Consider the following 15,191-nt stretch of genomic DNA (forward strand, 5'->3'; position numbering starts at 1 on the left):
ACCATGCAATGAGGTCGCTATGACGAACGACATGGCAATGCAGCTCAGGGGCTACGGCATGACCACGGCCCAGATCCTCTACCGGATGCCGGACCACCGGCAGTTCCTGCAGACCTACATCTGGCAGCACTACGATCTGGCCCCCGACTTCCCGGAAATGAACAGCTTCCTCAGGTTCTGGCAGGAAAAGCTGGACGGGCCCCTGCACTCCGTCCGCTACGTCCACCGCCGGCTGATCTCGGCGACGGAATGGCGCGCGCTGAAGGGCGAGTTCATCATCAACTGAGGGTGCCGGTTCAGACGTGGACCTCGCCATAAGCCAGTTCGCTGTCCGTCATGTTGACCCTCAGCGAGCCATAGGCGATGGCGGCATAAAAGAGCGTCACGCAGACGAGCACGACGCTGCCGGGAACGGGCCCGAGCGCCGCATTGGCGACGACGTGCTCGAAGGCGAGCGCGATATCCTTGCCCTGGCCCGCCTGGATTTGCATGGTCGAGGAGGAGATCTTCAGGGCCCAGGCCAGGAGCAGGATGAGGTACATCCAGCAATAATTGCGCCGCAGCCGCCGGCAGGCCGCGTCGCGGTAGCTGATCAGGAAGTCCGGCTTGCGCAGGCTCTTGGCGATGGGGGCGGCCCAATCGAGCGCGAGCTGGCCGCGCGGATTGAGGATTTCGGCGAAATAGAACCGTTCCAGCTGCCGCACCCGCGCCCGGTAGACGTCGAAGAACCGGTAGCGCCGCGCCTCGATGAGCAGGAGCAGCGTCACCAGCAACATCGCGAAGAGCAGCACGCCGTGATGCGAGGTCGGCGTCGACAGCGAGACGGAGAGCAGCGCCGCGACCACCGTGATCGCCCAGTTCGTCGTGCGGTCGATCCGGTCGCGCCATCCCGCCATGCGCCCGAGTTCGCCGCGATAGTAGTGCACCATCGTGTTGATCGTCTCCACGGGCGTGCCGGGCAGCGGGGGGCTGGCGGGGCGCCTGGCTTCGAGGGAAAGCGACGAGGGGGACATATCGGCGGGCATGGCATTCCTCCTGCTGGTCTTTTTGGTCTTGGAAACGATCATGCGCCTCTTTCGCCGATTGATAAATGCCTATTTGCGCGCGCATCCTTCCATTGCCAAAGCCCGGCACGGACCTTAAGAGACGCCGCATGAAGAAGATCGACGAAGATGCGCTCGCGGACGCCTATAACCGCGCCCTCTCGCTGGAAAAATCCGGCGATTTCGACGCCGCAGCCAGGGCCTATGCCGAGGTGCTGGCGCTCGACCCGGAAGACCATGGCGGGGCGGCCGTGCGCCTTGCCTCGATGGGCCGCGGCGACACGCCCGAAAAGGCGCCCGACGCCTATGTCGCCACGCTCTTCGACCAGCACGCCGAGGTCTTCGACAACGTGCTCGTCGACCAGCTCGGCTATTGCGTGCCGCTGCTCGTGCGCCAGCGTTTCCAGGCGCTGGAGATGGGGCCGTTCAGGCGCGTGCTGGACCTCGGCTGCGGCACGGGCCTTACCGGCGGGGCGCTGCGCGACATGGCCGAGGACATCACCGGCGTCGACCTTTCGGAGAACATGGTCGAGGTCGCCCACGACAAGGACCTCTACGAGACGCTCTACGTCTCCGAGGCCGTCGATTTCCTCGACGACAACGAGGACGAGTCCTTCGACCTCATCACCGCGACGGACGTGCTGCCCTATCTCGGCGCGCTGGAACCGCTGTTCTTCGGCGCCGCCGACAATCTCGTGCCCGGCGGCCATTTCATCTTCTCCTCCGAGACGCTGCCCGACGACACCTTCGCCGGCCGGCCCTTCATGGTCGGCCCGCACCAGCGCTTCGCCCATTCCGCCGGCTATGTCCGCCAGCGCCTCGACGAGACCGGCTTCGACCTCGTCGAGATCACGGACATCACCGTGCGCATGGAGGAAGGCAAGCCCATTGCCGGCCATCTGGTGCTGGCGAAGTATCGCGGCTGACCGGGAGGTTTTCGCGCAGGGTCGAGACCGAGGATAACACGAGAGGTTTGGCGTCACATGTGACGCTGACGCATGCCGCACCGCTCGACGGACGGGAAACCCTCTCCTCCCCTCCGTCATCCTAGGGCCTGACCCGAGGATCCATCCATGCCTGCCACCATCCCCTTTTGCGAGAAACACTTTCGCCGGAATCGATCATCCGCTACACCACCTGCCAGCAATTGCAGGAGGTTACGACATGGCAAAGGTTGCATTCATCGGTCTCGGCGTCATGGGCTATCCCATGGCAGGCCATCTGAAGGTCAAGGGAGGCCATGAGGTGGCGGTCTACAACCGCACCTTCGCCAAGGCGGAGAAATGGGCGGCCGCGTTCGGCGGCAAGGCGTTCCGCACGCCGGCGGAAGCGGCGAAGGACGCCGATTTCGTCTTTACCTGCGTCGGCAACGACGACGACCTGCGCGCCGTCACGATCGGCAAGGACGGCGTTCTCGAAGGCATGAAGCCGGGCGCGATCCTCATCGACAACACCACAGCCTCCGCCGAGGTCGCCCGCGAGCTCGACACCGCCGCGAAGGAAAAGGGCTGCGGCTTCATCGACGCCCCCGTTTCCGGCGGCCAGGCCGGCGCGGAGAACGGCGTCCTCACCGTCATGTGCGGCGGCGACGAGGCGACCTATGAGAAGGCCCGGCCCGTCATCGAGGCCTATGCCCGCATGGTCGGCCTGATGGGCCCGGCCGGCGCCGGTCAGCTCACCAAGATGGTCAACCAGATCTGCATCGCCGGCCTCGTCCAGGGCCTCGCCGAGGGTATCCATTTCGGCAAGAAGGCCGGCCTCGACATCGAGAAGGTCGTGGAGGTGATCTCCAAGGGAGCCGCCGGCTCCTGGCAGATGGAGAACCGCCACAAGACGATGAATGCCGGCAAATACGATTTCGGCTTCGCCATCGACTGGATGCGCAAGGACCTCGACATCGTGCTGTCCGAAGCCCGCCGCAACGGCGCCAAGCTGCCCGTCACCGCCCTCGTCGACCAGTTCTACGGCGACGTGCAGGACATGGGCGGCAACCGCTGGGACACGTCCTCGCTGCTGGCGCGCCTCGAAAGGAAATAGGGTGTTGCGCCGCGCAGCGCTTGTCGCTTTGGCCGCCCTCGCCCTCTCCGCACCGGCGAGGGCCGAGGACGCCACGCCGGCGCTCGCCACGGCGCTGCACCGGCAGATCGCCCGGTGCTGGGCTGTTCCGGCCGACATGCCCGATGATGTCGGACCGGTGCGCGTGAAAGTCTCGCTGTCCGAGGCGGGCGAACTCGACGGTTCGCCCGAAATCGACGGCCCCGTCGCCGGCGATCCGGCGACGAAGGCCTTTGCCGCGAGCGCGGTGCGCGCCGTCGTGCGCTGCGCACCCTCCAGGGGATTGGCGGAGCTTGCGCCCCATGCGGCGTGGAAATCGCTCGTCGTCACCTTCAAGCGGCCGGATATGTGAGCGGCGCCTATTCCTCGCCGCTCTTCTGGTTGTCCACCACCATGTAGTCGAGCGGAAGCTCGGTCGTGTACTTGATCTGCTCCATGGCGAAGGCCGAGGAGACGTCGCGGATCTCGATGCGGGCGATCATGCGCTTGTAGAAGGCGTCATAAGCCGCGATGTCCGGCACGACGACGCGCAGGAGGTAATCCACCTCGCCGCTCATGCGGTAGAACTCGACGACCTCCGGGAACTCGACGATCACCTCGGAAAAGCGCTTCAGCCATTCCGTCGAATGCGAATTGGTGCGGATCGAGACGAAGACGGTGACCTTCGTGTTGATCTTGCCGGGATCGAGCAGCGCGACGCGCTTGCGGATCACGCCGTCCTCTTCCATCTTCTGGATGCGCCGCCAGCAGGGCGTGGTGGAAAGCCCCACCTTCTTGGCGAGGTCCGCCACTGCGAGCGTGGAATCTTCCTGCAGCAGACGCAGAATCTTGCGGTCCAGACGATCCATTGATCTCCCCATCCTGAAATTTAATTCCCTCATACACCCAAATTACGGCAAATGGGAAGAAATGCATTTCACCTGGAAAGAGTTTTCACCCGCTTTCGCAATTCCGGCAGCACCTCTTCCTCGAACCATGGATTGCGCTTCAGCCAGGCCGTATTGCGCCAGCTCGGATGCGGCAGCGGCAGCACGGCCGGTCCGTCGTTGCGGTGGAGATGCCGGCACCAGTCGCGCACCGTCTCCGTCATGCTCGCCGCCTTCGCCGTGCCGAGATGCCAGGCCTGCGCATACTGGCCGATCGCCAGCACGAGTTCGACCTGCGGCATGGCGGCCATCACCCGACCCCGCCACAGCGGCGCGCATTCGCGCCTCGGCGGCAGGTCGCTGCCGTGGGCGTCGTAGCCGGGAAAGCAGAAGCCCATCGGCACGATGGCGAATGTCCGCGGATCATAGAATTCCTCGCGCGTCACGCCGAGCCAGATGCGCAGCCGGTCGCCCGAAGCATCGTTGAACGGCAGGCCGCTCTCGTGCACCCGCAACCCCGGCGCCTGCCCGGCGATCAGGATGCGGGCACCGGCGGAAAGCACCGCGACCGGCCGCGGCTCGTGCGGCAGCGCGTCGCCAGCCCTCGCCGGTGTGTCGCGACAGAGCCGGCAGGCCGCGATCGCCGCGGTCAGCGCCTCGATGTCGCCTGCCGGTCTGTCGCCGTCCATCGCATTATCCGTCAATTCAACCCCAGCGTTTCCAGAATGCCGCCGAGCAGGCCGGGTTCCGCGTCGTGGATTTCTTCCCGCGGCCTGCCGTTCATCCGCCGCCATTCCTGCGGCATCTCGAACTGCGCGCCCCACAATCCCTTGCGTTCGGCCTTGGCGAACTGCTCCTCGTCCTCGTATCCGCCATAGGCGACGGCCAGGCCCTCGCGCACCATGCGTTCGCCGAGGTCGGCGCCGTCGGCTCCGTCGCAACGCGCCAGCCAGCGGCCGTACTTGTCCGTGCCCCTCGTGCGGCAGGTGATCGCCCCGGCCCGCAGGAGCTCCGCCATGCGCGAGCGCGCGGCGGCGCCGCAGCGCCATTCCTCGCCGTCCCGCCGGCACATCTGCGTCAGCTCGGGCGCATCGAAGCCGAGCAGGCGGATGCGATGACCGTCCAGCGTCAGCGTGTCGCCGTCCGCCGCCCGCGCCGTGCCGGTGAGCGTCTCGCCGCCCTCGCCGTCGAGGCGCGCGACGATCAGCGCCGTCAGCGCGAGGATCGCAACCGCCACGCCGACATCGCGCGCCCGCCTGGAAAGCCCCATGGAACCCGTTCCCATCCTGGTTGTCGACCTTGCGTCATATGCCGAAGGACCGCCGAATTCACGCTACGGAAAATGTCGGAATGGTTCGCAAATGGTTTATGCGCGGCAGCATCTTCTTAAGGATTCCCCCCTAGAATTCAATGCTGTCCGCAACAGTTGCAATCGTGATGAGTACCGGCGTCAGTACCTCGACCGACAAGATCATCGTCGACAAGTCGCGCAGCCATCGTAACAAGGCTGTCTCGCGGGCTGTGCGCGCGACCCGCGAACGGCTGCAGACCGCGACGGGCAACTCGCCGGGCTTCGAGCGGGAAATGATGCAGCTCCACATCGGCTCGACCGTGCAGGGCGCGCTCGCCATCCCCATGATCGTGGTGCTGATCGCCGCCGGCGGCATCTATCTCACGCAGGAAACCGGCCTCCTCGCCTGGGCCGTGCTCGCCCTCAGCGTCCATGCCATCGGCATGCTCGTCGCGCGCCGCGCGCGCGATCAGGACATCACCGCGGACAATGTGCGGCGCTGGCAGCGCCGCTTCCTCCTCGCGCAGGTCCTCATGGGCATCGCCTGGGCCACCTTCGCGCTGCAGGGCTGCGGCCGCTGCTCCGGCGGCGTCTTCGAATTCTACAAGGGGTCCTCGCTGCTCGTCGCCCTCGCGGTGACGGCCATGAGCACCCTCATGCTGCGCCACGCGATCCTCTGCGCCTTCGCGCCGACGGTCCTGGCGCTCTCCGTCTCCTCGCTGCTGCGCCCCGACCCGGCGACCGTCGGCATGACGGCGATCATCGCCGCCGCCCTCGCCTTCCTCGTCTTCATGACGCACCGCCTGCGCCACACCAGCGCGCAGCTCCTCTCCTCCCAGTCGGAGAAGGACGACCTCATCGCCGAGCTGGAGGTCGCCAAGTCCATGTCGGACGAGGCGCGCCGCCGCGCCGAGGAGGCGAACCTTGCCAAATCCCGCTTCCTCGCCTCCATGTCGCACGAGCTGCGCACGCCGCTCAACGCCATCCTCGGCTTTTCCGAGGTCATGTCGACGGAAGTGCTGGGGCCCCTGAACAACCCGGTCTACAAGGAATACACCTCCGACATCCACCGCTCGGGCCAGCATCTCCTCAACCTCATCAACGAGATTCTCGACCTCTCGCGCATCGAGGCGGGAAAATATGACCTCGCGGAGGATTCCGTGCATCTCGTCGACATCGCCGAGGACTGCATCGGCATGGTGCAACTGCGCGCGCGGGCGAAGAACATCACGATTTCCGAGCAGGTCGAAACGGACATGCCGGCCGTCTGGGCGGACGAGAAGGCGCTGCGCCAGGTCATCCTCAACCTCCTGTCGAATGCGGTGAAATTCACCCCGCAGGGCGGCGAGATCGTCGTCAAGGCCGGCTGGACGGCCGGCGGCGGCCAGTACGTCTCCATCAGGGACAACGGCCCCGGCATCCCGGAGGACGAGATTCCCGTCGTCCTCTCCGCCTTCGGCCAGGGCTCCATCGCCATCAAGAGCGCCGAACAGGGCACCGGCCTCGGCCTGCCCATCGTGCAGGCCATCCTCGCCAAGCACAACGGCGAGTTCATCCTGAAATCCAAGCTGCGCGAGGGCACCGAGGCCATCGCCATCCTGCCAGCCAAGCGCGTGCTCCAGAGCCTGCCCGCCGTTAGCGAGACGCAGGCCGTCGCCCGGCGCAGGAAGAGCTTCGCCTGAGGGCGGCTTAGCTCCCCCCCATCCAAGAGAAGGGCCGCCCCTCCTCCTTTCCGTCAACAGACAAGGGTGGCTGAGGAGAGGTTGGAATTTACCGCCTGCGCTAGATAAATCTGGAAACCACTACATATCCGGCATAGCCGGCATTGGCGACGATCAGGCAGAAGACGGCGAAGGAGCCGAGGTCCTTCGAATGCTTGCCCATCTCGGAAATCTCCGGCGAGACCCGGTCGACGATCTCCTCGATCGCCGTGTTGAGCGCCTCGAAGGCGATCAGCAGCAGGAAGAGGATCGCCATCGCCACATACTGGAAGAACGACGCGCCGACGACGGTGAAGATCACCATGGCGACGCAGAAGGCGAGCAGCTCGTGGCGGAAGGCCGCTTCTCCGAGCAGCCGGCGCGCGCCGGCCGCCGAATAGATCGCGGCCGCGAACAGGTGGCCGAAGCCCGTCTTCTTCTCGATTGGTCCCTGAGCCATTGCCACTCCGCTCTCGCCGACGCAGGCCCGGGCGAACGGGCATGCGGGGTTCTCAATTCACACGACCGGGACTTTCCCCGACCAAGCGCTACGAACGGTTGCTGACACCCGCCTGAACGAAGGTCGCCATGCCGGCATGGCAGGCGGCAGCCGACTTGACGATCCCGGCGGCCAGCGCCGCGCCCGTGCCCTCGCCGAGCCGCATGCCGAGCGCCAGCAGCGGCGTCTTTCCGAGCTTCTCGATCGACTTCAGATGCCCCGGCTCGGCCGAGACATGGCCGATCAGGCAATGGTCGAGCGCCGAGGGATTGGCCGCGCGCAGGATCGCGCCGGCGGCCGTCGCGACATAGCCGTCGATGATGACGGGGATCTTCTGCATGCGGGCGGCGAGGATCGCCCCGGCCATCGCCGCGATCTCGCGGCCGCCGAGGCGGCGCAGCACCTCGAGCGGATCGGAAAGGTGCGCGCGGTGCAGGTTGACGGCCTTCTTCACCGCCGCGATCTTGCGCTGCAGCACCTCGCCTTCCGAGCCCGTGCCCGGGCCGACCCATTCTTCCGCCGTGCCGCCGTAGAGCGCAAGGTTGATCGCCGCCGCGATGGTCGTGTTGCCGATGCCCATCTCGCCGATGCACAGGAGGTCCGTGCCGCCGGCAATGGCCTCCATGCCGAAGGCCATGGTGGCGGCGCAGTCGCGCTCGGAAAGGGCGGCTTCCTCGGTGATGTCGGCGGTCGGATAGTCGAGCGCGAGGTCGAAGACCTTGAGGCCGAGATCGTTCGCCACGCAGATCTGGTTGATCGCCGCGCCGCCGGCCGCAAAATTCTCGACCATCTGCGCCGTGACGGAGGACGGATAGGGCGTGATTCCCTGCTTCGTGACGCCGTGGTTGCCGGCGAAGATCGCCACGAGCGGGCGCGTGACGGCCGGCGGGCGGCCGGTCCAGGCCGCGAGCCAGAAGGCGATTTCCTCCAGCCGGCCGAGCGCGCCCGGCGGCTTGGTGAGCTGCGAATCCCGATCGCGCGCGGCCACCAGTGCCGCCGAATCGGGGCCGGGCAGGTTGCGCAGCAATTCACGGAAGTCATCGAACGGCAGGCCGCTGGCACTCATCTTGGGGAATTCCTTGCTTTGGGCTTTCAAAGGCGGATGTTTGGTGTCTCCTAATAGAGCGAGGGCGCGAGTCCGACAACCGCATTTGCGGCGGCCCGCGTCGCCTTTCGCGGCAAGGCGGCGGTTCCCGCGAACCGTCCACAGCAGGGGCCACACAGTGACGACCATCCGGAACTTCATCGACGACACGGCGCGCTCGGTCGCCTTCCTCTCGCGCCTGCCGATGCCGCAGCGCCATTTCATCGGCTATGACGGCCGCCTCTCCCGCGCCGTGCGCGCCTTCCCCCTCGCCGGCGTTCTGATCGTGCTTCCCGCCGCGGCCCTTGCCGCCATCCTCTCGGCGTTCCACGCCCCGCCCATGCTCCTTGCCTTCGCGACGCTCGCCCTTCAGGTGCTCCTCACCGGCGCGCTGCACGAGGACGGGCTCTCCGACGCCGCCGACGGCATTGGCGGCGGGCGGGATCGCGACAGCGCGCTCGCCATCATGAAGGACAGCCGCGTCGGCTCCTACGGCGTCGTGGCGCTCGTGCTCTCCTTCGGCCTGCGCGCCGCCGCCATCGCCGCGCTCGCGGCCGTCCTCACGCCCTCCGGCCTCGGCATGGCGCTGCTTGCCGTCGCCGCGATGAGCCGCACCGCCATGGTCTGGCACTGGTCGCTGCTGCCGCCGGCCCGCCGCGACGGCGTCGCCGCCTCGGTCGGCGAGCCGGACAGCGGCGCGACCACCGTCGCGCTGGCAGGCGGCATCGCCATCGCCGCGCTCCTCCTCCTGCCGCACGGCACCATCCTTTCCTTCACCCTCGCGCTGGCCGCCGCCGTCATCACCGTCCTCGCCTTCAACCGCATCGCGCTCGGCAAGATCGGCGGCCATACCGGCGACACGATCGGCGCCACGCAGCAACTCGCGGAAATGTCAGTGCTGTTCGCCCTTGCCTTGGCGCTTTGAGCCGCCGATATAGAAAGGGTTATCGTCTGGAGCCGCGATGGAATCGCCCTGCATTCTCGTCTGTTCGATCGACATGGTGACCGGCTACTGCTTCGGCTGCGGCCGCACGCGCGAGGAAATCGGCGGCTGGACGCTCTACACCGACGAGCAGCGCCGCGCCATCATGGCCGGGCTGCCGGCGCGGCTCGCCACCGTCGAGCGCAAGCCGCGCCGCGAGACGCGCCGGACCCGCATGGCGCGGGAGCGCAGCGAGACATGAGGCTCTATATCCTTCTCGGCATCCTCGCCGCCGGCCTTGCCCTTCTCATCCTCAACCACGACAGCGGCCGCACGCTCGGCATCGCCAACGACGATTTCGGCCGGCTCGTCTCGCTCACGGCCATCGGCACGATGCTCGCCGCCGGCATTCTCGCCGGTCGCCGGCAATGGGGCGACAGCCTGCGCCAGGCCGCGATCTGGCTGGTGATCATCCTGGCGCTCGCCACGGGCTATCTCTACCGCTTCGACCTCCAGGCCGTCGGCAACCGGCTGACCGCCGGCCTCATCCCCGGCCGCGCCGTGGTGACGACGAATGCCGGGGGCGAGCAGATCCTCGTCATCCACAAGGGCGTGTCCGGCCATTTCGAGGCGGATGTCAGCATCGACGGCGTGCCGCTGCGCATGCTGGTCGATACCGGCGCAAGCTCGGTGGTGCTGTCCTATGAGGACGCGCTCCGCCTCGGCATCGACCCGGCCAACCTCGTCTTCTCCATCGAGGTCTCCACCGCCAACGGCCGGGCGCTCGCCGCCCCCGTCACGCTGCGCCAGGTCGCCATCGGCCCCATCCTGCGCGGCACGATCCGCGGCATGGTCACCGAGCGCGGCCGCCTCGACCAGAGTCTCCTCGGCATGAGCTTCCTCGAAACCCTCGGCTCCATCGAGATCACGCGCGACGAATTGCGGCTGAAGGACTGACGTTTCGTTGCAAAGGAAAACGGGGCGGACGGTTGCCGCCCCGCTCCACGCCCATCAGATCGGCTGCCCCACATCGATGCGGTTGCCGTCCGGATCCTCGAACACGAAGGCCCTGAGGCCGTAGTCCTTGTCCTGAAGGCGCTTGATGATCCTCAGGCCATGGCGCTGGCACAGGGCATGCAGCGCATCGGCATCGTCCACCATCAGATGGACGACGTTGAAATTCGCCGCCTCGTGCGAGGGCTGCAGGGTGAGGTGCAGCTCCCCCGCATCGCGCTTCAGGATCATGAAGCCGACGGGATTTCCGTTCTCGAAGACTTTCGTGAAACCCAGAACGCGCGTGTAGAAGTCATGGGCCTTGCCCATGTCCCTGACCGGCAGCATGGCCGCTATCCGTCCGAAACGGACACCGTGATCGGCGATGTCGTTCATCGCAGAACCTCCGTTTGCAACGGCGCGACACCGTGCCGGACGGTGCCGGCGAAAGGTGTGCCCGTTGATGTTTGGGTCAGCAGGACGGTGCCCACGATGTCGAGACGGGAGGAGGATCAGTTCTTCAGCTTGTAGCCGGTCTTGAAGATCCAGGCGGTGATCGACAGGCAGGCCAGAAGGAAGCCGAGCACGATCACGAGGCTGACGATCGGATTGACGTCGGCGATCTCGTAGAAGCTCCAGCGGAAACCGGAGACGAGGTAGAGCACCGGGTTGAAGTGGCTGACGGTCTGCCAGAAGGGCGGCAGCATCTCGATGGAATAGAAGCTGCCGCCGAGGAAGACCAGCGGCGGGACGATCAGCATCGGGAAGAGGTTGAGCTGCTCGAAATCCTTCGCCCAGATGCCGATCATGAAGCCGAATAGCGAGAAGCTCACCGCCGTCAGCACGAAGAACAGCACCATCATGAAGGGATGCTTGATCGATATGTCGACGAAGAGCGAGGCCGTGATGAGGATGATCGTGCCGACGATCAGCCCCTTGGTCGCCGCCGCCCCGACATAGCCGATGACGATCTCGATCATCGAGATCGGCGAGGACAGGATCTCGTAGATCGTGCCGGTGAATTTCGGGAAGTAGATGCCGAAGGAACCGTTGCCGATGCACTGGTTGAGCAGCGTCAGCATGATGAGGCCGGGCGCGATGAAGGCACCGTAGGACACGCCCCCCACCTCCTGCATGCGCGAGCCGATCGCCGCGCCGAAGACGATGAAATAGAGCGACGTGGTGATGACCGGCGACACGACGCTCTGCAGAAGCGTGCGGCGCGTGCGCGCCATCTCGAATGCGTAGATGGACCTGATCGCCTCGAAGTTCATTTGCCGGCTCCCACCAGTTCCACGAAGATGTCCTCCAGCGAGCTCTGCTCGGTGGAAATGTCCCGGACCCTCAGCCCCGCCTGCGACAGGGCGGACAGCAGCGAGGCGATGCCCGTGCGCTCGCCCGAGGCGTTGAATTCATAGATGAGCCGCGCACCCTCGTCCGCCAGCGTCAGGCGGAAGGGCGACAGCGTGTCGGGAATGGCCTCGACCGGCTCGGCGAGCTCGACGGTCATCTGCTTGCGCCCGAGCTTAGCCATCAGCGCCTTCTTGTCCTCCACGAGCAGGATCTGCCCGTGGTTGATGACGCCGATGCGGTCCGCGATCTCCTCGGCCTCCTCGATATAGTGCGTCGTCAGGATGATCGTGACGCCGGCGGCGCGCAGGCGAGCGACGAGCTGCCACATGTCCTTGCGCAGCGACACGTCCACCCCCGCCGTCGGCTCGTCGAGGAACAGCACCTTCGGCTCGTAGGAGAGCGCCTTGGCGATCAGCACGCGCCGCCGCATGCCGCCGGAGAGGTGGCGCAGCATCGTGTCCTTCTTGTCGAAGAGCGACAGGTCCTTCAGGATGCGCTCGATCAGCGCCGGGTCCGGCTTGCGGCCATGCAGGCCGCGCGAGAAGGCGACCGTGTTCCACACCGTCTCGAAGGAATCGAGCGTAAGCTCCTGCGGCACGAGGCCGATGATGGAGCGCGTCTCGCGATAGTCGCGCAGGATGTCGTGGCCCGCCACGGTCACGGTGCCCCCGCTCGGCGTGACGATGCCGCAGATGATCGAGATCATCGTCGTCTTGCCGGCGCCGTTCGGCCCGAGCAGCGCGAGGATCTCGCCCTCCTCGATGTCGAGATCGACGCCCTTGAGCGCCTGGAACCCCGAGGCATAGCTCTTGGTGAGATTGCGAATGGAAACGATGGGCGCCATGGGAGGGTCCGGAAAGAGGATATTCATGCGGAAGGACACCCTATATGGCGTGTCCTTCATCAATTTTCACCCGTGCCGCGGAAAAAAATCGCGCTGATGGCGACGGGCGGAAGGCGCGGCGCGAAACCCGGAAAGCCCGCGTTCGCAAAACCTTCATGGACCGGCGGCGCCGCCGTCATCAAACCGTGATCTATCTCGGCGATGGTCTGCGCAAGGCCGACGGAAACGGGCTGCGCCCCACGCATCCCGTCGCTCCCCTGTCCCATGCAGCGGCCTTGCTCCCCAACCCCGGGAGCCTCCGGCGGCCCCATCCGCCCGCTTCCCCCCGTGGAAGCCTCGCCTGCATCCTCGCCGGTCCCCTCGGCGCGGGTGGCGGAACGTGACAGTTCCAGGCAGTCGCCCTGCGCGCTGCCGCCCCTTCGACCGGCGTCCCGCCGGTCTTTTTTTGTCCGCCGGAGACATGCCGCTTCAACCGGCCGCCGCATGGGTGAACACCGCAAGCTGATCGGCGAAGGCGCGCTCGTAGGCGGGCCGGGCCTCGCCCCGGGCGATATAGGCGACGAGGTTCGGGAATTCCTGCAGCAGGCTGGAACGCTCCAGCCGGCGCAGCACCGTCACCATCATCAGATCGCCGGCGCTGAACGCCCCGTCCAGCCACTCGCCATCGCCGAGCCGGCGGGAGAGTTCGTCGAGCCGCGTGCGGACGCGCTTGTCGAGGAGCGGCTGGCGCTCGGCATACCAGGGCTCGTCGCGCTCGAACAGGGACGCCATCGTATTCTCGACGATCGGCGGCTCCACCGTGCTCAGCGCCGAGAACATCCACATGATCGCGCGCGCCCTCGCATCGGCACCCTCGGGCAGCAGGCCTGGATGACGCTCGGCGATGTGCAGCACGATCGCCCCGGACTCGAACAGGGCGAGACCGCCCTCCTCGTAGGTCGGGATCTGCCCGAAAGGATGAATCGAGAGATGCGCGGGCATCTTCAGCGCGTCGAAGGAAACGAGGCGGACCTCATAGGGTTGTCCGACCTCCTCGAGCGCCCAGCGGACGCGCATGTCCCGTGCCAGCCCCCTGCCGCGGTCGGGCGAGTTTTCGAATGCGGTAATCGTGATCGTCATCGCGGCCTCCATCGCTTGCCGTCTTGAAGACGCACTACCGGACGCGATCCCGACATCGGGACTGAAAAATGATCACGACCCTAAAGGCTGCAATGCCGGTAGCCCGATTTGCGCGCGCGCAGGTCGAAGTGGAAATGATCCTTGTGGAAGCGGTCGCTTCCCGGCCCGAGCACCGTCGAGAAATACTTGCAGCTATCGCCGCGCACCGATTTCAGCAGCCCCTTCTCGCGGAAGGCGAAGAAGCCCTTCCTCTCGATGGCGATGGCCTTGCCGGAGGTCAGCACGATCTTGCCGACGTCGATGGCGTTGCCCTTGGCGTGTTCCGACATCGCCGCGCCGCGCTGCGAGTTCATGGTGCGGCAGGAATAGGAGGACATCTGGTGGATGGCCGAGACGCCCGAGAGGTAGCGCATGCGCGTCGAGGGCACGAGCTCCTGCTTGACCCAGCGCGCGAAGGCCTCGGTGATCTGGCAGTTGACCTGCGCGGCCGGCTTGATCTGGATGCCGCCGGAAAGGCCCGAGAGCTCCACCGGCCATTCGATGCCGCAGGAGCGGCCGCGCGAGATGCGCGGCACGTCGCGGAATTTCACGCCGAGCTTCTGCAGCCGCTGCCGGCAGGCCCGCTCGGAAGCGGGCATGCCGCCCATCGCCTCCGGCATCTGCGTGGGATCGCTCATCCGCGGCAGGAAGGCGACCTGCTCGCCGTCGCCCGCCTGCCGGCGGCGCGTCGTCGCCTTGTCCGGCACGCGAAGGTATCCGCCGCCCTCGGCTTCCGCGCCCGCATCGGACATCGGGATCGCGCCCGGCTGGCCGAGCTGCTGCGGCATGTCCGTGCCGATGCCGTCGACGACGACCTGCGTGGCATTGCCTTCGGCGATCTCGCCGGCCTGCGCCTCGGCAAGGCCCTGGACGCGCCCGACACCGAGCCCGTCGTCCATGTTCACGCCGCCGTCGGGAATGGCGAGCACGCCGGAGGAAGCCTGCACCGGCGCGGTGACGCCCATCGCCTCGTCGCTGTCGATCATCGGCAGGCGCCTGTTCTGCCGCGCAGGCGCCGCCATTTCGCTCCCGCCGCCCGCACCGCCGACGCCGACCGCCGGGGTGACGGCGCCGACGCCGAGCCCGTCGATGTCGTCGGGCGGGCTCATGCCGCCGGAGCAGGCAGCCAGCATCGCCGGGACCAGAAGCAGCCCGAGCGGCCTTCGCAGGCGAGAAACAAACGCAATACCCATGGTCACATCCGCCCGGCGCCCGCCTCCGCCCGATGCGGAGGTCCCGGTTGCACACAGTCCTGTCCGGCGATGGTGCAGGCCGCTTTTGTCCGCATTCGGACGGCGATGCCTGAAAACCGGACCGCAGGCCGACATCCCTGCTTTCATGGAGGATTTTGTCGCAACAGGGTAAACGAAGCGTTCCCGGCGG

Annotated in this window: 19 protein-coding genes; 8 read left to right on the forward strand and 11 right to left on the reverse strand. The window is 66.6% G+C overall.

Features of this window, described 5'->3' with window-relative positions; genetic code table 11:
• The first annotated feature begins 19 nt into the window (after window positions 1–19).
• Window positions 20–286, forward strand: a complete 267-nt coding sequence (locus L0976_RS01355) for an usg protein (protein ID WP_203319110.1) — start codon at window positions 20–22, stop codon at window positions 284–286.
• 10 nt (window positions 287–296) lie between these two features.
• On the opposite strand, the gene L0976_RS01360 is transcribed toward L0976_RS01355, so the two are convergent.
• Entirely contained in the window at window positions 297–1,025 is a 729-nt protein-coding gene (locus L0976_RS01360; protein WP_234185691.1) for a DUF2270 domain-containing protein, read from the reverse strand.
• 128 nt (window positions 1,026–1,153) lie between these two features.
• Between L0976_RS01360 and L0976_RS01365 the strand changes: the two genes are divergently transcribed.
• From L0976_RS01365 to L0976_RS01375, 3 genes are all read left to right on the forward strand, one after another.
• Window positions 1,154–1,969 (forward strand): class I SAM-dependent methyltransferase, encoded by an 816-nt coding sequence (locus tag L0976_RS01365; RefSeq protein ID WP_234185692.1) that lies wholly within the window; start codon window positions 1,154–1,156, stop codon window positions 1,967–1,969.
• 238 nt (window positions 1,970–2,207) lie between these two features.
• Window positions 2,208–3,080: an NAD(P)-dependent oxidoreductase gene (locus L0976_RS01370; RefSeq protein WP_234185693.1), complete on the forward strand. Its 873-nt coding sequence runs from the start codon at window positions 2,208–2,210 to the stop codon at window positions 3,078–3,080.
• Between the two features lies 1 nt (window position 3,081).
• The gene (locus L0976_RS01375; RefSeq protein WP_234185694.1) at window positions 3,082–3,450 is read left to right on the forward strand and encodes a hypothetical protein; all 369 of its coding nucleotides are present in this window, start codon (window positions 3,082–3,084) and stop codon (window positions 3,448–3,450) included.
• A 7-nt stretch (window positions 3,451–3,457) separates the two neighbouring features.
• On the opposite strand, the gene L0976_RS01380 is transcribed toward L0976_RS01375, so the two are convergent.
• The 3 genes from L0976_RS01380 to L0976_RS01390 all read right to left on the reverse strand — a co-directional run bounded on the left by L0976_RS01380 (window position 3,458) and on the right by L0976_RS01390 (window position 5,234).
• A complete protein-coding gene (locus L0976_RS01380; RefSeq protein ID WP_203319115.1) occupies window positions 3,458–3,946 on the reverse strand; it encodes an Lrp/AsnC family transcriptional regulator in 489 nt (162 codons plus the stop codon).
• A 68-nt stretch (window positions 3,947–4,014) separates the two neighbouring features.
• The gene (locus L0976_RS01385) at window positions 4,015–4,653 is read right to left on the reverse strand and encodes a uracil-DNA glycosylase family protein (protein WP_234185695.1); all 639 of its coding nucleotides are present in this window, start codon (window positions 4,651–4,653) and stop codon (window positions 4,015–4,017) included.
• Window positions 4,654–4,664: 11 nt separating this feature from the next.
• Window positions 4,665–5,234 carry a thermonuclease family protein gene (locus L0976_RS01390; protein WP_203319117.1) on the reverse strand — a complete coding sequence of 190 codons (570 nt, stop codon included), beginning with the start codon at window positions 5,232–5,234 and terminating at the stop codon, window positions 4,665–4,667.
• 167 nt (window positions 5,235–5,401) lie between these two features.
• Here L0976_RS01390 and L0976_RS01395 point away from each other — a divergent pair, with 167 nt between their 5' ends.
• Window positions 5,402–6,937: a HAMP domain-containing sensor histidine kinase gene (locus L0976_RS01395; protein ID WP_234185696.1), complete on the forward strand. Its 1,536-nt coding sequence runs from the start codon at window positions 5,402–5,404 to the stop codon at window positions 6,935–6,937.
• A 100-nt stretch (window positions 6,938–7,037) separates the two neighbouring features.
• On the opposite strand, the gene L0976_RS01400 is transcribed toward L0976_RS01395, so the two are convergent.
• Together L0976_RS01400 and cobT are read right to left on the reverse strand one after the other, a co-directional pair.
• Entirely contained in the window at window positions 7,038–7,415 is a 378-nt protein-coding gene (locus tag L0976_RS01400) for a diacylglycerol kinase (protein ID WP_234185697.1), read from the reverse strand.
• Between the two features lie 88 nt (window positions 7,416–7,503).
• Window positions 7,504–8,520, reverse strand: a complete 1,017-nt coding sequence (gene cobT / locus L0976_RS01405; RefSeq protein ID WP_234185698.1) for a nicotinate-nucleotide--dimethylbenzimidazole phosphoribosyltransferase — start codon at window positions 8,518–8,520, stop codon at window positions 7,504–7,506.
• A gap of 157 nt (window positions 8,521–8,677) precedes the next feature.
• Between cobT and L0976_RS01410 the strand changes: the two genes are divergently transcribed.
• From L0976_RS01410 to L0976_RS01420, 3 genes are read left to right on the forward strand one after another with little or no spacing between them, the layout of a single operon-like run.
• The gene (locus tag L0976_RS01410) at window positions 8,678–9,463 is read left to right on the forward strand and encodes an adenosylcobinamide-GDP ribazoletransferase (protein ID WP_234185699.1); all 786 of its coding nucleotides are present in this window, start codon (window positions 8,678–8,680) and stop codon (window positions 9,461–9,463) included.
• A 37-nt stretch (window positions 9,464–9,500) separates the two neighbouring features.
• A complete protein-coding gene (locus tag L0976_RS01415; protein ID WP_203319122.1) occupies window positions 9,501–9,722 on the forward strand; it encodes a DUF1289 domain-containing protein in 222 nt (73 codons plus the stop codon).
• Window positions 9,719–10,417, forward strand: a complete 699-nt coding sequence (locus tag L0976_RS01420; protein WP_203319123.1) for a TIGR02281 family clan AA aspartic protease — start codon at window positions 9,719–9,721, stop codon at window positions 10,415–10,417. Before L0976_RS01415 ends, L0976_RS01420 begins: the two co-directional genes overlap by 4 nt.
• Window positions 10,418–10,471: 54 nt before the next feature.
• Here the strand turns inward: L0976_RS01420 and L0976_RS01425 are convergent, their stop codons facing one another.
• The 5 genes from L0976_RS01425 to L0976_RS01445 all read right to left on the reverse strand — a co-directional run bounded on the left by L0976_RS01425 (window position 10,472) and on the right by L0976_RS01445 (window position 15,001).
• Entirely contained in the window at window positions 10,472–10,849 is a 378-nt protein-coding gene (locus tag L0976_RS01425) for a VOC family protein (protein WP_203319124.1), read from the reverse strand.
• A 116-nt stretch (window positions 10,850–10,965) separates the two neighbouring features.
• Complete coding sequence (locus tag L0976_RS01430; RefSeq protein WP_203319125.1) at window positions 10,966–11,727, reverse strand: ABC transporter permease; 762 nt, start codon at window positions 11,725–11,727, stop codon at window positions 10,966–10,968.
• Window positions 11,724–12,650: an ABC transporter ATP-binding protein gene (locus tag L0976_RS01435; RefSeq protein ID WP_234185700.1), complete on the reverse strand. Its 927-nt coding sequence runs from the start codon at window positions 12,648–12,650 to the stop codon at window positions 11,724–11,726. Before L0976_RS01435 ends, L0976_RS01430 begins: the two co-directional genes overlap by 4 nt.
• Window positions 12,651–13,118: 468 nt before the next feature.
• On the reverse strand, window positions 13,119–13,769 hold the full coding sequence (locus tag L0976_RS01440; RefSeq protein WP_234185701.1) for a glutathione S-transferase family protein: 651 nt from the start codon (window positions 13,767–13,769) through the stop codon (window positions 13,119–13,121).
• Window positions 13,770–13,849: 80 nt separating this feature from the next.
• Window positions 13,850–15,001 carry an extensin family protein gene (locus L0976_RS01445; RefSeq protein ID WP_255695750.1) on the reverse strand — a complete coding sequence of 384 codons (1,152 nt, stop codon included), beginning with the start codon at window positions 14,999–15,001 and terminating at the stop codon, window positions 13,850–13,852.
• Between the last annotated feature and the right edge of the window lie 190 nt (window positions 15,002–15,191).

The sequence above is a fragment of the Shinella sp. NM-101 genome (genome assembly GCF_021401195.1).
In the GTDB taxonomy this organism is placed as follows: Bacteria; Pseudomonadota; Alphaproteobacteria; order Rhizobiales; family Rhizobiaceae; genus Shinella.

Bases quoted from the DNA above. Each gene is read 5' to 3' on its own strand.
- L0976_RS01355 (WP_203319110.1), top strand. From the start codon at position 20: ATGACGAACGACATGGCAATGCAGCTCAGGGGCTACGGCATGACCACG.
- L0976_RS01360 (WP_234185691.1), bottom strand. From the start codon at position 1,025: ATGCCCGCCGATATGTCCCCCTCGTCGCTTTCCCTCGAAGCCAGGCGC.
- L0976_RS01365 (WP_234185692.1), top strand. From the start codon at position 1,154: ATGAAGAAGATCGACGAAGATGCGCTCGCGGACGCCTATAACCGCGCC.
- L0976_RS01370 (WP_234185693.1), top strand. From the start codon at position 2,208: ATGGCAAAGGTTGCATTCATCGGTCTCGGCGTCATGGGCTATCCCATG.
- L0976_RS01380 (WP_203319115.1), bottom strand. From the start codon at position 3,946: ATGGATCGTCTGGACCGCAAGATTCTGCGTCTGCTGCAGGAAGATTCC.
- L0976_RS01385 (WP_234185695.1), bottom strand. From the start codon at position 4,653: ATGGACGGCGACAGACCGGCAGGCGACATCGAGGCGCTGACCGCGGCG.
- L0976_RS01390 (WP_203319117.1), bottom strand. From the start codon at position 5,234: ATGGGGCTTTCCAGGCGGGCGCGCGATGTCGGCGTGGCGGTTGCGATC.
- L0976_RS01395 (WP_234185696.1), top strand. From the start codon at position 5,402: ATGAGTACCGGCGTCAGTACCTCGACCGACAAGATCATCGTCGACAAG.
- L0976_RS01400 (WP_234185697.1), bottom strand. From the start codon at position 7,415: ATGGCTCAGGGACCAATCGAGAAGAAGACGGGCTTCGGCCACCTGTTC.
- cobT (WP_234185698.1), bottom strand. From the start codon at position 8,520: ATGAGTGCCAGCGGCCTGCCGTTCGATGACTTCCGTGAATTGCTGCGC.
- L0976_RS01415 (WP_203319122.1), top strand. From the start codon at position 9,501: ATGGAATCGCCCTGCATTCTCGTCTGTTCGATCGACATGGTGACCGGC.
- L0976_RS01420 (WP_203319123.1), top strand. From the start codon at position 9,719: ATGAGGCTCTATATCCTTCTCGGCATCCTCGCCGCCGGCCTTGCCCTT.
- L0976_RS01425 (WP_203319124.1), bottom strand. From the start codon at position 10,849: ATGAACGACATCGCCGATCACGGTGTCCGTTTCGGACGGATAGCGGCC.
- L0976_RS01430 (WP_203319125.1), bottom strand. From the start codon at position 11,727: ATGAACTTCGAGGCGATCAGGTCCATCTACGCATTCGAGATGGCGCGC.
- L0976_RS01435 (WP_234185700.1), bottom strand. From the start codon at position 12,650: ATGGCGCCCATCGTTTCCATTCGCAATCTCACCAAGAGCTATGCCTCG.
- L0976_RS01440 (WP_234185701.1), bottom strand. From the start codon at position 13,769: ATGACGATCACGATTACCGCATTCGAAAACTCGCCCGACCGCGGCAGG.
- L0976_RS01445 (WP_255695750.1), bottom strand. From the start codon at position 15,001: ATGGGTATTGCGTTTGTTTCTCGCCTGCGAAGGCCGCTCGGGCTGCTT.